At 49.2% G+C, this 18,742-nt stretch carries 14 protein-coding genes, 1 tRNA gene and 1 pseudogene; 13 read left to right on the forward strand and 3 right to left on the reverse strand.

Annotation, left to right across the window (positions count from 1 at the left end; genetic code table 11):
• The first annotated feature begins 10 nt into the window (after positions 1–10).
• The 3 genes from BUB73_RS06205 to BUB73_RS06215 all read left to right on the forward strand — a co-directional run bounded on the left by BUB73_RS06205 (position 11) and on the right by BUB73_RS06215 (position 6,139).
• Complete coding sequence (locus tag BUB73_RS06205; protein ID WP_073284463.1) at positions 11–2,554, forward strand: FISUMP domain-containing protein; 2,544 nt, start codon at positions 11–13, stop codon at positions 2,552–2,554.
• 12 nt (positions 2,555–2,566) lie between these two features.
• Positions 2,567–4,843, forward strand: coding sequence for an FISUMP domain-containing protein (locus BUB73_RS06210; protein WP_073284466.1), 2,277 nt, complete (start codon positions 2,567–2,569; stop codon positions 4,841–4,843).
• Positions 4,844–5,068: 225 nt separating this feature from the next.
• Positions 5,069–6,139, forward strand: a complete 1,071-nt coding sequence (locus BUB73_RS06215) for a fibrobacter succinogenes major paralogous domain-containing protein (RefSeq protein WP_088658636.1) — start codon at positions 5,069–5,071, stop codon at positions 6,137–6,139.
• Here BUB73_RS06215 and BUB73_RS06220 read toward each other — a convergent pair whose 3' ends face one another.
• Together BUB73_RS06220 and BUB73_RS06225 are read right to left on the reverse strand one after the other, a co-directional pair.
• Positions 6,140–8,008 (reverse strand): FISUMP domain-containing protein, encoded by a 1,869-nt coding sequence (locus tag BUB73_RS06220; RefSeq protein WP_073284469.1) that lies wholly within the window; start codon positions 8,006–8,008, stop codon positions 6,140–6,142.
• Positions 8,005–8,823, reverse strand: a complete 819-nt coding sequence (locus BUB73_RS06225) for a TIGR02147 family protein (RefSeq protein ID WP_073158275.1) — start codon at positions 8,821–8,823, stop codon at positions 8,005–8,007. Before BUB73_RS06225 ends, BUB73_RS06220 begins: the two co-directional genes overlap by 4 nt.
• Positions 8,824–9,061: 238 nt before the next feature.
• Here BUB73_RS06225 and BUB73_RS06230 point away from each other — a divergent pair.
• From BUB73_RS06230 to BUB73_RS06245, 4 genes are all read left to right on the forward strand, one after another.
• A tRNA-Thr gene (locus BUB73_RS06230) sits at positions 9,062–9,133 on the forward strand.
• A 93-nt stretch (positions 9,134–9,226) separates the two neighbouring features.
• The gene (locus BUB73_RS06235; RefSeq protein WP_073158272.1) at positions 9,227–9,541 is read left to right on the forward strand and encodes a YbjQ family protein; all 315 of its coding nucleotides are present in this window, start codon (positions 9,227–9,229) and stop codon (positions 9,539–9,541) included.
• 24 nt (positions 9,542–9,565) lie between these two features.
• The gene (locus tag BUB73_RS16875) at positions 9,566–10,213 is read left to right on the forward strand and encodes a hypothetical protein (RefSeq protein ID WP_139259130.1); all 648 of its coding nucleotides are present in this window, start codon (positions 9,566–9,568) and stop codon (positions 10,211–10,213) included.
• Positions 10,214–10,218: 5 nt separating this feature from the next.
• Complete coding sequence (locus BUB73_RS06245; RefSeq protein ID WP_073284474.1) at positions 10,219–11,295, forward strand: TIGR04133 family radical SAM/SPASM protein; 1,077 nt, start codon at positions 10,219–10,221, stop codon at positions 11,293–11,295.
• A gap of 73 nt (positions 11,296–11,368) precedes the next feature.
• On the opposite strand, the gene BUB73_RS06250 is transcribed toward BUB73_RS06245, so the two are convergent.
• Complete coding sequence (locus tag BUB73_RS06250; protein WP_073284477.1) at positions 11,369–12,913, reverse strand: glucuronyl esterase domain-containing protein; 1,545 nt, start codon at positions 12,911–12,913, stop codon at positions 11,369–11,371.
• Between the two features lie 298 nt (positions 12,914–13,211).
• Between BUB73_RS06250 and BUB73_RS06255 the strand changes: the two genes are divergently transcribed.
• The 6 genes and pseudogenes from BUB73_RS06255 to BUB73_RS06275 all read left to right on the forward strand — a co-directional run bounded on the left by BUB73_RS06255 (position 13,212) and on the right by BUB73_RS06275 (position 18,734).
• Complete coding sequence (locus BUB73_RS06255) at positions 13,212–15,362, forward strand: RelA/SpoT family protein (RefSeq protein ID WP_073158261.1); 2,151 nt, start codon at positions 13,212–13,214, stop codon at positions 15,360–15,362.
• Positions 15,359–15,952, forward strand: coding sequence for a hypothetical protein (locus BUB73_RS06260; RefSeq protein ID WP_073158258.1), 594 nt, complete (start codon positions 15,359–15,361; stop codon positions 15,950–15,952). Before BUB73_RS06255 ends, BUB73_RS06260 begins: the two co-directional genes overlap by 4 nt.
• Positions 15,953–15,964: 12 nt before the next feature.
• Positions 15,965–16,345, forward strand: a complete 381-nt coding sequence (locus BUB73_RS06265) for an NADH-quinone oxidoreductase subunit A (RefSeq protein ID WP_073158255.1) — start codon at positions 15,965–15,967, stop codon at positions 16,343–16,345.
• Positions 16,336–16,818, forward strand: a pseudogene (locus BUB73_RS17960) (NADH-quinone oxidoreductase subunit B); the annotation flags it as partial. The gene BUB73_RS06265 and the pseudogene BUB73_RS17960, both read left to right, overlap by 10 nt.
• The gene (locus tag BUB73_RS17965) at positions 16,813–17,595 is read left to right on the forward strand and encodes an NADH-quinone oxidoreductase subunit C (protein ID WP_371522364.1); all 783 of its coding nucleotides are present in this window, start codon (positions 16,813–16,815) and stop codon (positions 17,593–17,595) included. The pseudogene BUB73_RS17960 and the gene BUB73_RS17965, both read left to right, overlap by 6 nt.
• Positions 17,592–18,734: an NADH-quinone oxidoreductase subunit D gene (locus tag BUB73_RS06275; protein WP_073158250.1), complete on the forward strand. Its 1,143-nt coding sequence runs from the start codon at positions 17,592–17,594 to the stop codon at positions 18,732–18,734. The genes BUB73_RS17965 and BUB73_RS06275 overlap by 4 nt, the downstream gene beginning before the upstream one ends.
• Positions 18,735–18,742: the final 8 nt, after the last annotated feature.

Genomic DNA, 18,742 nt, shown 5'->3' on the forward strand with positions numbered 1-18,742 from the left:
GGAGTGAGACATGTTAGACAAGTTTATCAAGACTATTTGCATTGCCTTTTTATCCATTGGCATTTTTGCTTGCAGCGAAAGTTCTAGCAGCGCACCAGATGAAGAGGAAATTTCGTCTGGGCTTGAGTCCTCCGACAGCGATTCCCCGGAATCTAGCAGCGATTCTAAAAGTAGTTCTTCTACAAAGTATTCTTCGACTACGCATATCGATATTTCTGAAATTAATATCGATGAGGGCTTTTACCTGGATGAAAATACAGGCATCAAGCACAAGACGGTTACGGTCGGCCCGTTTGTTTGGCTTGCAGAAAACATTTCGGTAAAGCCGAAGGTCATCAACAGCACCTGCTACGGTAACGATGAAAAGTCTTGCGAAAAGTACGGCAGGCTTTACAGGCCGTTGGATGCGGGGGAGCTGTGCCCGGGCAACTTTAGGCTACCGCTCAAAAGCGAATGGGAATACCTTGTGCGGAATGGAAGAATTTTTGATGAAAAGTTTGGAATTACGCTTGGCGGATTCTGCAATACTTCGGATTCCTCCGGTTGCGTTGGCGCTGATTCCGTAGGAGCATTCATTACGGCAAAGAACAAGGCCTTCCATATTTCGAAGGATTCAAGCTACGCAACGGAGCAGGATAACATGACCTACTATTCGCTGCGCTGCATGAAATACGCCCATGTGGTAGCAAAGTTCGATGATCTTCCAGAATGTGACGACGAAGCGCGTACCCTTGTGGATTCTTTTTATGTATGGAGCATAAAAGACGATCTGCATTGCGGGGAATATGGTTGGAGGCCCGTTTATTCTTCGAGTATCTTTGTAGACCACTGCGACGATGCCGGTGCGCTGTTCAAGAGCGATACTGCCATATTCGTTTGCAGGAGCAAGCGCTTTTACAAATCCGAAACATGGTCCTACGCAGCACCAGTCGATCTTTACGACTGCGATGATTCCATGCGTGATTCCGTCATGACGATAGGCCCCATAACGCAGGTCTGTGAAGAAGATGGCTGGAGATCGCTCGAGGAAATTGAAAAAGTCTATGGATTCTGCAAAAAGCCCAGCCAGTATAGGACGGAAATGTTCCAAAACCTTCCATATACCTGCGATGAAAACGGCTGGAACTTGTCGCTGCAGACAATCTTGAGTTCCTCTTCGATCAATATTTATTCCAGTTCTTCAAACCCGGCGAGCTGCACCAAGGAACTTTCTGTAAAGGTTGACGGCAATACGGCAATGCGTTGCGAAGCCGGGAGCTGGGTCGCCATTTCTGACACCGTTTACCTTGGCGTTTGCAACCAGGCGAAAATGAACAAGGTTACCGCAATCGGAACCAAGTCTTACCAGTGCCGCACCTACGGCTGGCAGCAGCTTAGCAGCATTGAACAATCCATTGGCGCATGCACCGACACTACCTTCGGCAAAATCAAGACGTACAGGGACACATCCTATTTGTGCAGAATCGAGGTTCCGTCATCGCAGTCGCAAAACGTACAGTTCTCCTGGGGGAAAATAACAAACGATGTAGCTTCTCTTGGGGCATGCACTGCTGACCTTATCGGCACCATAAAGAAAACTGCAAGTGGAATTTCTTACAAGTGCACGAGCAATTCATGGGTTGCCGCTTCGGTAAGCGATGTTTATGGAAATTGTTCTTCGACAAAAACTAAACTGTCGGGCGTTTTCAACGGAGTCGAATACATTTGCGACATTGACCGCGGATCGTACCAGTGGTATGCAATGCAGCCGATTGACTCGGTAGCAGGCTACTGCGCAAAACCCAGGGCAAACTTGCTGATTAGCTACAAAGACGTGTACTACATCTGCTCTGGAACCCCCGACCCTAACGTTTGGAAGGAAGCTACAAGGGAAGAAATACTCAAGAAGTGCACAACTGCGCTGGAAGGTGCTATTTATTCCGACTCAATGGTTACCGCCAAGTGCACGGCCAGTTCATGGAAGGCTGTTTTGACCGAAACCCTCAAGGACCCTCGCGATGGAAACGTTTACTACACAACTACTTTTGACGGAAAGACCTGGATGGCCGAAAACTTGCGCTACAAGGGCGCTGGAGTAGATCGTTTCTGGTATCCAAACGACAACATCAAATATGAAAGCAGGGGCCTCCTTTATCAATGGCACACTGCTATGCAGCTTGATTCCATTTACGACAAGACCATCCTTGGATATGACCAGATAAAGCCGCAATGGCAGGGACTTTGCCCGGCAGGGTGGCATATCCCGGATGAAGACGAACTATCGTCGCTTAGAAGAGCAGTGAACAATTCGAAAATTCCTGTATATGCAATCGGCCTGAAAGTCGCAGGGACAGGCTTCCGTTACCAATGGTATCGTAACGGCATTGATGTTGTTACAGGTTTTGAAAAGATAGATACTACCGGCTACTTTTGGGGAGCTAGCTTTGCTAACAGCAAAACTACGATAATTTCGGATGTTGTGGATTATGACAATTTTTCGACCACAACTCCAGAAATGTACATGCTCAACAGCAAGGTTTTCGCTCATGGCGTCCGTTGCGTCAAGGACTACTAAGGAGGTTGAAAAATGAAGAGCTATCTTAAATTATTTTTCATGACAGCAATGCTCTTTACCTTTGCTGCATGCAGTGATGACAGCGCAAGCGCAAGCAACAATGGCGAAGAAAACCCGGAATCCTCCAACGACCTTGAACAGGAATCTTCCTCATCGGCTCAGAGCAGCTCCTCTTGGAAGGAACTTTCTTCGGCGGCGGTCATTGACATTTCGCAGTTCAAAAATGACGACACCACGGTTGTCGATTCCGTAAACAACGCCGTTTACAGTACAGTCGTTATTGGGCCCTACAAGTGGATCAAGGAAACCATCCGTATCGAAAGCGATAGCGTCAAGAGTACCTGCTACGACTATGATGACGACAATTGTGAAAAATATGGAAGGCTCTACTACAACAGGTATAGCATTGGCAAAGTATGCCCCAAGGGATACAGCCTTGCAAGCAGGGGAGCATACTCCTATTCGGCGGCAAAGCTCGAACTTTCTACCGGCGGCTACTGCCAAAAGAACGATACGTTGGCCTGCAAGAACCTTGGAACCTACGGCTACTATAAAACAAGCGACGGCTATGCGTTTGTCATAGACTCCCTTGGCAAAAACTTCTTTGAAGATGATTCTTCAAACGGTTTCTATTTCGCCAAGTGCGTAAGGCCGCTCGGCATAGTGGCAAAGTTCAACGAGCTCCCTGCATGCGAAAGCTACAACCGCTACGAAAACGTCTTCGTGGCAGAAAAGGATTCTAGCTATGAATGTGGCAGTGACGGCTGGCATGCTGTTACAGGCACATCCGCAAAGGCATGTTCCGATACCTCGGCCAGGTTCTGGTATGCAGACACAATGCTTGTTTGCTCCAAGAACGGATGGAAGGTTGCCGGTCCTACAGAAATTGGCGAAGTTTGCCAGCCCGAAATCCGCTATAAGCAAGTGGAAATCAGCGGACGCACCTACGTTTGCGAAAACTGGTACTGGACGGAACTTGTCGGCCTCAATAAGGAACTTGGCTATTGCTACCAGGATATTTATGGAAAACTGGATACTGCAAAAACTGGGGAAGTCTATGCATGCCACGGCAGTTCCTGGGAAAAGCCATACATCAATGACATCTACGGCAAATGCGACAGCAGCAATGTTGGCCGAGTCGTTACATTCGATTCTGTGCAGCAAGTGTGCCCGTCAGCACAGCAAGGCTGGAGACAGCTGACCGACATAGAAAAGGAAATTGGCCCGTGCACCGATTCAAGCTACCATAAAGTCGTGCTGTACGAAAAAGACACCACGGTACGCGTCTGCGAAAAGGGAACCTGGAAACTCGGAGACTACACATGGGTCTTTGAAACATGCAATACAAGCAACCGCGACATGCTCGATACTTTGTTCGGAACTCCGTACAAGTGTCAGTCTTCCACCTGGAAAAGACTGAGCGACTTGGAAAGGCAAATTGGACCTTGCCTGAACAAGAACAATGGCGAACAGGTTACGGTATCGGATACGGTATTCCTTTGCAGCGGCGGACAATGGACCCAAAAGACAAGCCCAGGTAGTTCCAGCAGTTCTGTAAAAAGTTCCAGCAGTTCCGCCGTGAGCTCTAGCAGTTCAATACAAACCATGCTCTCGGTTCTTGGGGAATGTAATTCCGCACGCATTGGCGTGCTCGTTGACAACGGACTCAACAAGACAAAGTGCACCGCAAACGGTTGGGAATACCCCTATGGAACATTAACGGATTCTCGCGACAACCATGTTTACAGAACAACAGAAATCGCCGGACGCACATGGATGGCCGACAACTTGAAATACAACGGCAGCGATGTTGATGAAAGCTTGTGCCCTGGCCTTGCCGAAAGCAACTGCGAAAGCATGGGCCGTCTCTACAAATGGCACACAGTCATGAAACTCCCTGAAAATATCGACTATTCACTGCAACAGGATTCCACACAGTATCTGAAGGCTCAAGGAATTTGCCCGACTGGCTGGCACGTTCCGTCGTATGAAGAGTGGAATGACCTGGCGAATGCCATTGATTCTACGGTAGGTTCCTATTCAAACTACAATGACTATGTTGGTTTCCCTAAAATGCTGTCAGGGTATATTTCAGAAACCGAGATGGCAACTGGGTATTTGAAAGATTCGTATTTCCGCTCCTCGACAATTTACTTAGGCGCTTCGGATCATTCATACTTAGGCGCTTCAACCTCGGATCATTCATACGGCATGAATTCCAGTGCTAGACTGCATGCTTCATCAATGTCACGAAGCGCATCACTTTCTCTCCGTTGCATCAAGGACTGATCAAAAAGAACTTTTTGTGTCCACTTTCCTTACAGTTGCAAAATGCAAAAGTCAAGCAGGAGACCATTAAAAATAGCCTATATGTAACAGGGTGTTACATATAGAAAATTCGGCTAAAAATGCGTGGGAAATGTGGGGCGTTTGAGGGAAAGCGGTTGCTGCGGGCGGCCGGGAGTCGCTAGGTTCTTTTCTACTATTTGGTTGTAAAAGATCGAGGAAAACTTTATGAAGTTCGGTTTGTTGAAAGCTTTTGTGCTTGGAAGCGTTGTTCCGCTCGCTGTTGCGCTCAACGCCTGCGGCGATGATTCCAGTTCCACCAGCGGGCCTGTAAACAACGACGGTTTCCGCGGCGGCATTCCCGATACGGTTGAGACTTTCGTGGAACTGTCGAACTACGACTGCGGCAAGAGCCTGAGGTGCGTTACAACCTACCTGGTGGAATACCACGGCAAGGCTGTGTGCGATGGCGAAAATGGTTGGGTGTTCAGCCCACTTGTCGAGAAGATGGGTTGCGACTTTTTCACGGAATCCGGCCATTTCCGCGAAGAAGAATTCTCGTCCTCTTCAACCGAGCTCGTCCCCGACCCAAATTTGGAAACTGAAGAGTCCAGCGTCAGTTCTAGCAAAGGCGCATGGGCTTACTTGAATCCTGACATTGACTACAGTGAGTTTACTGATGCACGCGACGGCCAGGTCTATAAGACCCTCTCTACCAGCACCCAGACCTGGATGGCCCAGAACTTGAACTACGATCCGGGTGATGTTTCTGACATGGGCGAATACGCATGGAGTGGATGCTACAACAACAAGGCGGATTCCTGCTCCAAATACGGTCGCCTTTATACCTGGCAAGTCGCCATGAATAATGCAGATTGTGCTCATGGAAAGGAATGCAAGCCAAACGGCTTTGTTCAAGGAGTTTGCCCAAGCGGCTGGCATTTGCCGAGCCTCTATGAGTATGAAGTACTTATCAACAACTTCGATTCTAAATTCGGTTATAACCACACTATTGAAGCACTTTCGTCAACAGCGGGCAAATATCTCAGGTCTATGACAGGTTGGGATTCTAGCGGCAATGGAACAGACTCCTCTGGCTTCTCTGCGCTCCCGGCTGGCTACAGGAACTACCATGGCGATTTCTACGATGCCGGTCGTTATGCCACCTTCTGGTCTGCTAGCGAGTTCAACAGTACCGACGCCTACTACCTACGCTTGTACTACAACATGGACGATGTCATCCTGAACTACCGCGATAAGGGCAATGTGTTCTCTGTTCGTTGCTTCAAGGACAACTAATCAATCCTTCAGGCAGCGAACATTGGCATAATCATTTGAAGCCATTTCATAGGACCCTGAGTGCACAGTATATATAAGATACTCTATTTCTCCAGAAGTCGATTCCTTCTCCGAGGAAGTCCATAAGCAAGCATCAAGCTCCAAGCTCTGGAATTTCAGCGACCCATCCGTTTTTACAGTAACAGAACCCGTTGGATAAAGATTAAAACTATAAGGATCCGTTAAACTCTTATAGTAAACAGAACTCCAACCTTCGGCAGATTTCAAGGACGAAGCCGTTTTCCCCGTATGAGCATACAAATCCTCATAGTCCTCGGCCGTTGGCAGATGCCAGCCTTCTGGGCAGATTGTCCTAGACTCACTTTGTGAATACATTCTACCGTATTTTTCACAATTGCTTTCTTCGTTATCATAACAATAACTTGTGGATGCGCCCTTATATTTCAAATTGTCGGCCATCCAGGTCTGCGATCCAATTGTCGCAATCTTGTAAACATGATCATCTCGAGAATCCGTAAGACTTCCAGTCACGACTGTGGCTGGATCTACGACGTAGTTTGCAAATTCAGTAGCTGTACCCATTATGCAACGCAGAGACATGAAAGCACTTTTTTGGGTTTGCATGAATTGAGACCAAGATCGTTCCTTGACAAGCAACCATACCCATGCATTCCAATCATATTCCGTGGTCATGATAAAAGTTGCCACAGCTCCAAATGAGCCTGCATCGGAACTATACGCAGGATTATAGAGACCTCCAGCAGGCAAAGCGCTAAATCCATAATCATCCGTTCCAAACATTTCTTCCGTCGTAGCTCTTTCTCCGGCCACATCCTTCCCACCCATTTCTTCTTCAAGAATTTCAAAGTCATCTAGATTCGGGATGCGCCAGCCGTCGGGGCAAATGCCCTGGATGTTTCGACCGGGATTGCAGATATCCATTCCTCCACAATCTTTTACGCCCTTTCCAAAAACATCCGCGGAATCCACAGCAGCGGACCAGGAATACAATCTGCCGTACTTTTCACAGTTGGCCGGATCTCCTCCCGGGCAGTAGCTAAGTGAATCCAATGTTTCTGTAGAAACCAGGTAGGCGTAGTTCAGATTTTCTGCCATCCATGTTTGGTCGCCGATCTTCACAGTTTTATACACATGGCCGTCGCGTTCATCTACAAACAAGGTGGAAGCAACTTCCGCAGGTTCCTCATCTTCAGGATCCTCCGGGGCGTAGAATTCAGCGATGCAGCGGTCCTTCATCTTCTTGGCGGTGCCTTGCAAATATTCGTTTGCGGTAACCTTCGGCTTGAATTTTACAACACATATCAAATGGAGAATGGTACATTTGTCCAGCTTGAATAGGTCTGTGACGATTCCGTCGTTTTCGGAACAATAATCCACAAAGGCCGTAGAATCTGCCTGGCAGTTTGCCACGGCGCTGTTGCCTTCGTAGGTATTGTTCAGATGGTCTTCCACCACGGCGTCCAGGGAATCGCGGCTCAAGAATTCCGTATGCGCATCTTTCTTGTAAACGCGGGTCAGGTTCATGCGGACACCATTCTGTTCGGTATACAGATCTACGGTGCAGGCATCTTCCACTGTCTTGCCAGTGTGTTTGTAATAGGAGTTGCCTGCCGTCGTAAACTGGATTTCGTACCAAGACTTGCCAAATTCAGCGTTGTTAACCTTTCTCAAAGCCACAGGGGACGCAGGTTCCCATGTCATCAACAGCGCATAAGCCGCGCTATCCAAATTGGTCGCGTTCTGTTCCTCTGTATAGCCGTTTGCAACTTTCTTCTCAGAATCGCTACAGGCGGCAAAGAACAAGAAAGTCCAACAAAAAGCGAGAATCATTCCCAAAGAAAACTTCATTTTTCAATCTCTTTTGTCACCGGAAACAGTTGCAAGTTCAACCTGTAAATCCGGTCACACTCCTCTGCGGCCGAGACAATTGCGGCGATTTTCTTGCGGCAAGAGTCAAGTTCATTCACAATCTGATCATAAGCAGCCCGATTTACAGAAAGCGTCATGCCAGAAAAATTACGGTCACTTACGGAGAAATTATCTACGGCCTTCTCTGCAAAAAATGCCATTTGTTTATGCATGTTGCGAATGGCCTTCGGAATCTTTTCCGAGGAACCAAGAATAGCCTTATCGGTCTGCACATAACTTTTCTTGTTCTTTTTCAGGAAGCCAGCCTGAACCATGAAATCCAGAGATTTCCTCACATCCTCCGAAGACACATTCTCATAGAACAGGCTCGCGATTTTTGCAGGTATCGCAACCGCTACTCTAGGGGCAAGTTCCCTTAGTATCGGATTCCACCAATCTTTATAATAATCATAAGCGTCGTCCCCTACAATCCGAACTTTCTCGTCCTTCGCTATAGCCTGCATATGCTCATAGGCGACTTGTTTTCTGCGTTCTACCGAAGTGTTGCAATAGGAAACCAATGCTAAGAAGTACGATGATTGAACTTTAGAAAGTCCCATGACCTTTGCAAGGCGGATCGCGCCGACACTACTCAGCTTCGACTTCCCGTCACAAACTAGTTTTAAGAACCTTGGAGAAGCATAGCCAGCCATTTTATTGAAACCGCGCCAGGACAAGCCGGTCATCAACTTGCGTTCTTCGTAGAAATCCCTAATGTAAAGGCGATAATCGTTGTAGTCAGAAATCGGTTTCATGGAGCGTTCCAAATTTATGTTTTTAAGCAATAAATTTCAATTTTATTACAGAGGAGAAAAGACAACAAACTGAAGTTTTTGCCATCAAAAAAAGCAAAAAAACGTCATATGTCTCACCATGAGACATATAGGAAAAACTTCCCCTTTTTAACTTTCTTCCCTCAATTTTGCAACAACCGCAAAAAACCCCTTGCAAAGTTCCAAATATTGTACTATCTTTGGGCTCACCTAAGCAAAAGCCCAGGTAGCTCAGTGGTAGAGCACTTCCTTGGTAAGGAAGAGGTCTCGGGTCCGACTCCCGATCTGGGCTCTTAAAGAGCAAAACCCGCCTTTAACTACAAGGCGGGTTTTATTGTATATTTAGGGAAAGATCTATCCTTTTTTCGACGTCACGGAGGTTCCCATGAGACTTTTCACCACAGACTTTATCTCGGGCAAGGAAATCGAAACTATCTGCATGGTCAAAGGTAGCGTCGTCTTCAGCAAGAATGTAGTCCGCGATGTTTTTGCAGGTCTTAAATCCATTATCGGTGGCGAACTGGCAGGCTATACAGAAATGCTGAACGAAGCTAGGCAGCAGGCTACAGAACGAATGGAACGGGACGCCCGCAATGTTGGCGCTGACGCCATCGTTGGAATTCGCTTTATGACTTCAGCCGTCATGGCAGGCGCCGCAGAAATCATCGTTTATGGAACCGCAGTAAAAATCAAGAAGTAACCTCATTCGATTAGGAGACATAAAATGAGTTTATTAAAGAAGCATTGGCAAAAGTTCATCATTGCCTCGTTTGCTAGTTTCTGGGCAAGTTGCAGCGATTCGGAATCATCCACACAGCCTGTTTACGACGGGCCGTCTAGTTCCGACGCAGCAATGTCTAGTTCCAGCGAGACAACCCCTAATTCTAGCAGCAATGTGGAACCGACATCCAGTAACAGCGAAAATACGATTCGTCCCTCAAGCAGTTCGTCTAATTCCATTCCCCAGATAGAGCCGCTGTATGGTGTAGTGCAGGAGCCGCTACAGCCGACCTGTAAGCCATCCGTGGTCGAAAGCTATTCGATTCCTCCTTGTCACGACGAAATCTGCCCGGATTACGGTGTTGAAATTGTGAAAACGGAAGGTTGCGATTGCAGTGATGGAAGTTCCTACACTCTGGAACAATTTTCCAATCTCTTTGGTGTTAATGAAGACGCAGCAAGAGAATGCAATCCTGGCAACGCAACAGGTCCGAACAATTCCAGCGAGGAAAATTCCAGCAGTTCCATGGGCATCGACGAATCGCCATTCGTCAAGGATACCGCCTTCATCGACCAGCCTGCAGTTTACGGACCTCCTTGCTATTTCAATGGAACATGCAACGATGTTCCCAGCACCGAAGAAAAGGAATAGTCCCGATGAAGCTTGGCTTGAAAAAGCGCCTGGCGCTGGAATTTTACCGACTTTACCGCCATAACGAAATCAAGACTCACCCGTTGACTTATTTCTTCTGGGAATGCACCCTGCGCTGCAACCTGCATTGCCTGCACTGCGGAAGTGACTGTCTAAAGGATGCCATTCCCGACATGCCTCGTGAAGATTTCATGGCAGTATTGGACCACCTGGCCCCCCACATCGACCCCAAGCATTTTATGGTAGTTATTACCGGCGGCGAACCGCTGATGCGCCAGGACCTGGTAGAATGCGGTCAGGAAATCAAGAAACGCGGCTACCCCTGGGGCATGGTCAGCAACGCTCTCGCCATGACTCCCCAGAAGTTCGTGGACTTGCTAAACGCAGGTCTTCGTTCCCTGACTATCAGCCTCGACGGTCTCCACGACAGCCACAACCACTTCCGTGGAAGTCCCAACAGTTTCGACAACGCCATCCGCGCCATCAATATGGCAGCCCATACACCAGGTCTTACCTTTGACACAATGACCTGCGTCAACAAGCAGAATCTTCCGGAACTTCCAGAAATCCGGGATATGCTAGTCAAGATGGGCGTCAAGCGCTGGCGTATCGCAACCGTATTCCCCAAGGGGCGAGCCAAGGACAATCCGCTGTTCCAGCTAACCAACCAGGAATTCAAGCAGGTCTTTGACTTCATCCGCGAAACAAAGCGGATGGGAGTCATCAACGTAAACTATGGCTGCGAAGGATTCCTGGGCAGCTACGAAAAGGAATCTCGCAACTATCCTTTCTTCTGCCGAGCCGGCGTAAACGTAGGTTCAGTCCTTGCCAACGGAGATATTTCCGCATGCCCCAGCCTCCGTGGCGACTACATCCAGGGAAACATATACAAGGATGACATCTGGGACGTATGGCAGAACCGCTACCAGATTATGCGAGACCGCAACTGGGCCCGCCTTGGAGACTGCAAGAAGTGCAAGTACTGGCGTTACTGCGAAGGTTCCAGCCTCCACCTTCGTGACGAGAAGACCAAGGAATTGGCATACTGCCACGTCAAGCGTTTGGAAGACGCAGGGGCGTAACCTCAAAAAAAACAGATATCAAAAAGGGCTGTCCCATTTTCAGGAACAGCCTTTTTCATATTAGCGCAATCAATTATCGGAGCGTCGGAGTAGTCCAGTCAATCCAATCGGACTTATTCCACTTAATCTGCTCAGAATTCTTGGTGTAGTCAATCTTACCAGTCTTGATTCCATCCTTACCCAGCAGGAACTTGTTGATAAAGTCCTTCACTTCGTCAAACTGTCCGTTGGGCAAAGAGCAGTGGGCGTGACCGCCTTCCTGGCTGTAGGTGTAGTTTTCGCTTACGCCCAATGCGTCAAAGACTTCCTTGGAAGCCTGGCCGCAGTAGTTGGAGGGAACTTCACCAAGCCATTCCTGGCCTGCGTTGTCGATAATCAGCAAGGGACGAGGAGCCACCATGGCCACCAGCATATGCTGGTCGAAGGGCAAGGTGTTTTCCTTTCCGTCGTAGTTCTTGAAGGTTGTCTTCATCCAGTTGCCTTCTGAGCCCGCACTATTCAGGCCCTGTACAAACTGTTTGCCCTTCTGCTTATTGACTTGAGCCCCCACACGCCAGAGGGAAGCGCCACCGGAACCGGATTCCTGGGGAATGGTCAAGGCAATACGGGTATCAAAGGCGCCAACAGCAAGAGAGCCCTTGCCCCAGCGAGAACAACCGGTAATACCAAGATGCTTTACATCGATGCCAGCTTCCGGAGTTTTTTCCAGAGCGTCAATCAGGCGGCTCACACCCCATGCCCAAGCCATGATGGTGCCAGTGCTAGCGTTGGATCCATAAATGTCGTAGAACTTACCGCTACCACGCTGGCTTTCAGGAGCAACATTATCGGGGTTGAAGATAATCTGAGCAATGTCAAGACCAGAGAGGGAGCCACCCAGGCTACCGCAAGTGTTACCCATAAAGCCACCGCCAAAGCCGATCATGGCGGGCTTCGGGTTATCCTTGGTGCCTGCGCCATTGATGGTTACAGCGAAGGAAGCCGACTTACCCTTGTCGGTCACGGTCACGGTAAAGGTGCTTCCTGCAAGTTTGCCTTCCACTTTTTCGGGATTACGAGGCTTATCGCCGTACATGATCTTTTCGTACATGGCGCCAATTTCTTCACGACGGCACTTCCATTCGTCCTTGGAAGAAATTCGTGTTCCAGCCAAAGTGGTGAACGGGTCCGGAAGTTTTGCATTGTTGACGCTAGTAGGAATTTCACTAATCGAGCACTCATCTCGGTAGTCTTCCTTGAAAGCAGGGGCGGCCTCCACTATCGCGCTGGAACTAGAAATCTCTGCGACTTCTGAACAGGAAGACAGCACCTCGCTTTCCGCGGAATCTGCAGAACTTAAAGGCAATTCTGAAACGGAACTTTCCGGATTGACGGAGGAGCTACTTTCCCCCTCCAGATTAGGAACTTCCTCTTGCTCAGAACTCAGGGCCTCTCCACCTACGGGATCCTGCAACACCGACTCGGAGCTTTCCGGCCCCAATAGGCTTTCACTGGAAACAACCCCATTGACGTCACCCTCTGGTCCAAGACCATTGCTTTTATCATCAGAACAGCCATTCGCAGAGAACAGCCCCAAAACAGCTATGGCAGAAACAGCCAGCATTTTTCTTGTTTTCATAAACCCATCCAATCCCTCTTCTCAACCATTTGAGATCGAGGCCCATACAATATAATCTCAAACGTGACAAGAATCACATTTTATCCACGATTAACGTTGTTAGACACTACAACATTTTTTCCCGGGAAAAACGCCCCTACCGTGCTTTACAAAATTTGTTTTTTAGGGTCAAACGTTTTACGTCTCTTGAAAAGTTCCTTTTTGGATTTTTAGCATGAAAACCCCAAAGCCCTTATTTTTCGCTTATTTCACAATCTGTACAACACGACACCCCCTTTTTTAGATATAATTGAGGGTAATGGATCAACTGAATCTTTCATCTAACCAAGAGCACATTATTGATGTGCTGATTAGAAAGAATCCCGACCTAGATCGTGGGATTCTGTCTAAGGCTGTTGCCTTTATCGCCCAAGCTCACGAAGGACAGTACCGCAAGAGCGGCATGCCCTACACCGAGCACCCCTACGAAGTAGCCAAGATTCTTGCAGACCTTAAGCAGGACCAGCCCACCGTTTTGGCAGGCCTGTTGCACGACGTCGTCGAAGATACGGATCATTCCCTGGAAGAACTTGCCGAAATGTTCGGCGAAGACACCGCATTCATGGTGGACGCCGTCACAAAGATTACAGCAGCCCAGGAAGCCAACAAGACAGCCCAGAAGGCAGAGACTTACCGAAAGCTGATTATCGCCATGGCCAAGGATCCCCGCGTCATCATGATCAAGATCGCGGACCGTATCCACAACATGCGAACCATGCGGTACATGAAGCCCGAAAAGCGCCAGCTGATTGCCCAGGAAACCCTGGACATCTACATTCCGCTGACCCACAGATTCGGTCTCTACAAGCTTAAAAACGAACTTGAAGACCTGAGTTTCAAGTACGTGAACCCCGACGAATACCAAAAACTGGTAGACGCTCTTATCGAGAACAAGGAATCCCGCGAACAGTACATCCAGTCCGTGATTGGCCCGCTCCAGATCAAGATGGCCCTGGAAGATTTCGACTGTACCATCCAGGGACGCACCAAGAACATCTACAGTATCTACAACAAGATGCTCAGTCGCGGCTGCCAGTTCGAAGATATTTTCGACATTTTCGCAATCCGCATCATCGTGGAGTCCATCCCCGAATGCTACCTGGCCCTAGGCTACGTCCATAACCTGTGGACTCCGCTGCAGAGCCGCTTCAAGGATTACATCGCCACCCCCAAGCCCAACCTTTACCAGAGTATCCATACCACGGTTATCGGCCCCGACAACAAGATGGTCGAAGTCCAGATTCGAACCAAGGATATGGACCTTACGGCAGAAAAGGGTTTTGCCGCACACTGGGCCTACAAACTGGAAACCCAGCACGAAGGTGAAGAGCTGGCCTGGTTGAACCACATGGTGAAGCTCCAGTCCGAGATTTCCGACTCCAAGGAATACCTGGACTTCCTGAAGGTTGACTTGAAACCTAGCGGCATGACCGTATTCACCCCCAAGGGTACATCCATAGAACTGCCCCAGGGTGCCATTGTCCTTGACTTCGCCTTTGCCGTACACACGGAACTGGGTCTCCACTGCATTGGCGCAAAAATCAACGATGAAGTGGTAAATCTTGACACCGTGGTCACCCATGGAGCCACCATCCAGATTTTGAAGAGCCCCCACCAGGAACCCAGCCCCGAATGGCTCGAAATGGTCAAGACCGTAAAGGCCAAGCAGGAACTGCGTCGCTGGATGCGAAACAGCATGATCCAACAGTCCAAGGACTTGGGCAAGGAAATCTGGATTCGAGAACTGCGTCTTGCAAAAATTGAAAAGGACAAACGTCCTGCAGAAGAAGCCATCAACAAATATTTCGGGACCACAAGCGTCGACGACTTCTACGAACGAATCGGCCAAGGCGAACTGCCCCTGGTAGACATCCAGAGATTCCTCAACGGCGACCGCGCCCAGAACGGCAACGATTCTGCAAAGGCTCTGAAGTTCTTCCCCTCGTTCAACAAGGACAAGAAGGCCGAATACCGCGACGAAATGCCGCTGCAGATCGGGCGCGAAACCAGTTTGATGATCCACTTCGCCAAGTGTTGCGCCCCTGTTCCCGGTGACAAGATTGTCGGTGTCCTACGCCCCCAGATCGGTATCGAAGTCCACAACGAAGATTGCCCCGAACTAAAGAAACTGACCGATGGTCAGCAGATCGCCGTGCAGTGGAGCGAGCAGTCAACCCATGCCTTCGAAGTTCACTTGTCCATCGAAAACGACAACCGCAAGAACTTTACCTACGATGTGCTGAAAGCCCTGAAAGACGAGAATCTGTTTATGGATCGGATTTCCTCTGCCGGTGTCAATTATTCCGGCAGGGTTCGTCTCGTATTCAAGGCATACCGCAAGGAACAGGTCGACAACCTTATTTCAAACATCAAGAAAATTCCAGGCGTACGCCAGGTGGTTAAATCATGATTACAACCCTCCACCACAGCGACTATACATTGAAGAATCGTGCATTCAACTGCCGAATGCGCAATCGTTACTACGAAGAAGTATATTACGCCTTCAGAGCCATGTTCCCAAACGAAGTGGCCGAACGCAAAGAACCAAACCCGGTTGCCGATGCCATCTGGTTTCAGCATCTTGGTCACGAGACCAAGCATTTCGAGCATCGTCTTGTGACGTGCCTTGAATATGCCCAGGCAGCAGTTTTTTACGGCAAAGCCGAAAACGCCTCCCTCTATAGCAAGGACAAGCGTTGGGGTATTTTGCAAGAAGAAATCTTCTTGGTACACTTTTTGCGAGAGCTCTTGTCGACGACACGTTACGTGATTGCAAGAATCGAGACAGACCAGATGCTTCAACAATGGGCAGGCGAAATGCAGGATTTGAAAACCAAGCCGGTGGGTTATGGTTACGTCAACGCTATTCAAGAAAAGTTGAACGAAATGAATGCAGCCACCATTGATGAATTCAAGGATCTGCTCAAGCACGTCCTAGACCGATTCCAGATCGGCAACACACTCTTCGGAACCGTACAGGAACTGCAGAACTTCTATTAAGAGGCGCGAGAAATGTCAGAATATGTAATTCTATCCATTTTCCTTTTTTTGGGAGCGTTTATCGCCGCGGCCGCTACCGTGACAGGCCTATTGCTAGGTTACCGCACCAAGAAAACAAAAAACAAGATGGCTCCCTACGAATGCGGTATGGAAACCATCGGCAATGCTCGAATTCAGTTCAAGGTGGGCTACTATCTGTTTGCCCTCCTTTTCCTTGTTTTTGACATCGAAGCGCTGTTCCTGCTTCCTGTCATGGCGAACTTCAAGGAAATCATGGCAGGGCATACAGCCCTCTCCCCCATCGTTGTTGTAATTGACTTGGTAATCTTCCTCGCCATTCTTGTTTCTGGCCTTGCCTACGCCTGGAAAAAAGGACTTCTCAAATGGGAATAATCAACTTTGCTCCTAAGATTCTGGACCCCATTCCCGGCGGCAAGTACGTCGTGAATGCGGTTGACTATGTGGTCAACTGGGCCCGTGCCAATTCCATTTGGCCCCTGACTTACGGCACCAGCTGCTGCGCCATCGAAATGATGAGCAGTTCCATGGCCCGCTATGATATTGCACGTTTCGGTTCCGAAGTGTTCCGAGCATCTCCCCGTCAGGCAGACTTGTTCATTATTGCGGGAACCATTACCCGTCGCATGGCCCCCGCCCTGCAGATGCTGTGGGAACAGATGCCGGGCCCCAAGTATGTGCTTGCCATGGGAGCCTGCACTATTAGCGGTGGCCCCTTCAAGTACGACAACTATTCCGTCGTTCGCGGAGCCGAAAACCTTATTCCCGTAGACGTATTCGTTCCCGGTTGCCCGCCCCGTCCCGAAGCACTTTTCCATGGTCTGCTGACCCTTCGCGAAAAAATCCTCAAGGAAACCTGCCGCGACCCCTGGCACGAGGGTGAAACCAAGGATACAGCCAATTTTGACCGTTACCGCGAAGCCGCCAAGGCCTGGGCCGAACTTGAAAAAATCAAGGACGAAGAAATGGCCGAAGCCCGCGTCAAGTTCAAGGAAGAGAATCCAGACTACAAGAGCGCCTTCAAGCCTGTTCGCGTCGTAAAGGAAACCTTCCCCGAAATTGTACGTGAACCTGTTGCAACCCGCGGTCTTTCCCAGGCAGAAATGTTGAAGAAACTGCAGGAAAAATTCCCGTCAATTACCGTCCGCACCGCTGGAGAAGATTCCGTGGAAACGACGGTCCAGAATATGACCGCAGACACTCCCCTGGAAGTTCTAGTCGATTCCAACGACTACCTTGCAGCGGTTGAATTCGTAAAGAAAGACGCCTCGTTCAAGATGGATTACCTAATTGACGTAACCGCCGCCGACTACAGCGATCATTTTGACTTGATTACCATGCTCCGCAGCATGGAACACGGACACAAGTTGTTCTTCTGCACACAGCTTAAGAAGGACGAAAATGTCGCCGCAGAAAAGCGAGCCACCGCATTGCTCGCCAAGGTTCCTACCGTCAGCCACCTGTACCCCGCCGCCGAAGTCAAGGAACGTGAAGTCTTCGACATGTTCGGCATAGAATTTACAGGTCATCAAGATCTTCGCCGCATCTTCCTGGACAAGGATTTTGTGGGCTACCCCCTCCGTAAGGACTTTACTCACCCCGATATGATTAAGAGGCCCGTATGAGTGTAACACAGCTCCCCCCGGGATTCAAGATCACCCGAGAATCTAACACCGAAGAATTCTTCGTGAACATGGGCCCCCAGCACCCCAGTACTCACGGTGCCTTGCGTCTGGCCCTTCGAATGGATGGCGAAACCATCATTGAAGTCGTTCCCCACTTCGGTTACATCCACCGCGGTATGGAAAAGCAGGCTGAGTCCATGACTTACCTGCAGTACATCGGTATGTCTGACCGTCAGGACTACCTGACCGCCATCCAGAACAATCTTGGCGTAGTTCTTGCTTTGGAAAAAGGCATGAACATCGGCGTTCCCGAAAGACAGGAATACATCCGCGTCATGCTCTGCGAACTTGGACGTATCGCAAGTCATCTGGTGTTCTTCGGCTGCTTTGGCGGCGACCTTGGCGGACAGACCTGCTTGCTGTTCGGCTTTAAGGAACGTGAAATGATTCATGACATTCTTGAAGAAGTCACCGGTTCCCGCCTGACCACAAACTACTTCCGCCCCGGCGGAAGCCGTTTCGACGTCCCCGAAAATTTCATTCCTCGCGTCAAGGCATTCCTGGATCATCTGGTCGGTGCCATGCGTGACTACGAACGTTTCCTCTCCAAGAACATCATTGTGCAGGAACGTTCCATCGGTATTGGCGTACTTTCAAGGGAAGACGCAATTGCCTACGGATGTTCAGGCCCCGTACTTCGCGCCAGCGGCGTTGACTTCGACGTGCGTAAGGCAAATCCCTACAGCATCTACAATCAGCTGGAATTTGACGTACCCACCACAACCAATGGCGACTGCTATGACCGCTACAACGTTCGCATTGCTGAAATCCACGAATCTATGCGAATCCTCCGTCAGTGCATCGACAAGTTCCCCACAGAAGGTCCCTGGCGTTCCAAGGAAAAGCCGGTGAAGCTTCCCGTCGGTCGTTTCTACAGCGAAGTTGAAACCGCGAAGGGTCTCTACGCCACCTATGTGGTTGCAGAAACCGCCAGCGACAAGCCCTATCGTATTCATACCCGCGGCCCCAGCTTCCCCCATATTGCAGCATTGAACAAGATGGTGCAAGGTCACACGGTTTCCGACTTGGTAACCATCATGGCAACTCTGGACCCGGTGATTCCGGAAATTGACAGATAAGGAGTTTG

Source organism: Fibrobacter sp. UWH6 (assembly GCF_900142465.1).
Classification (GTDB): Bacteria; Fibrobacterota; Fibrobacteria; order Fibrobacterales; family Fibrobacteraceae; genus Fibrobacter.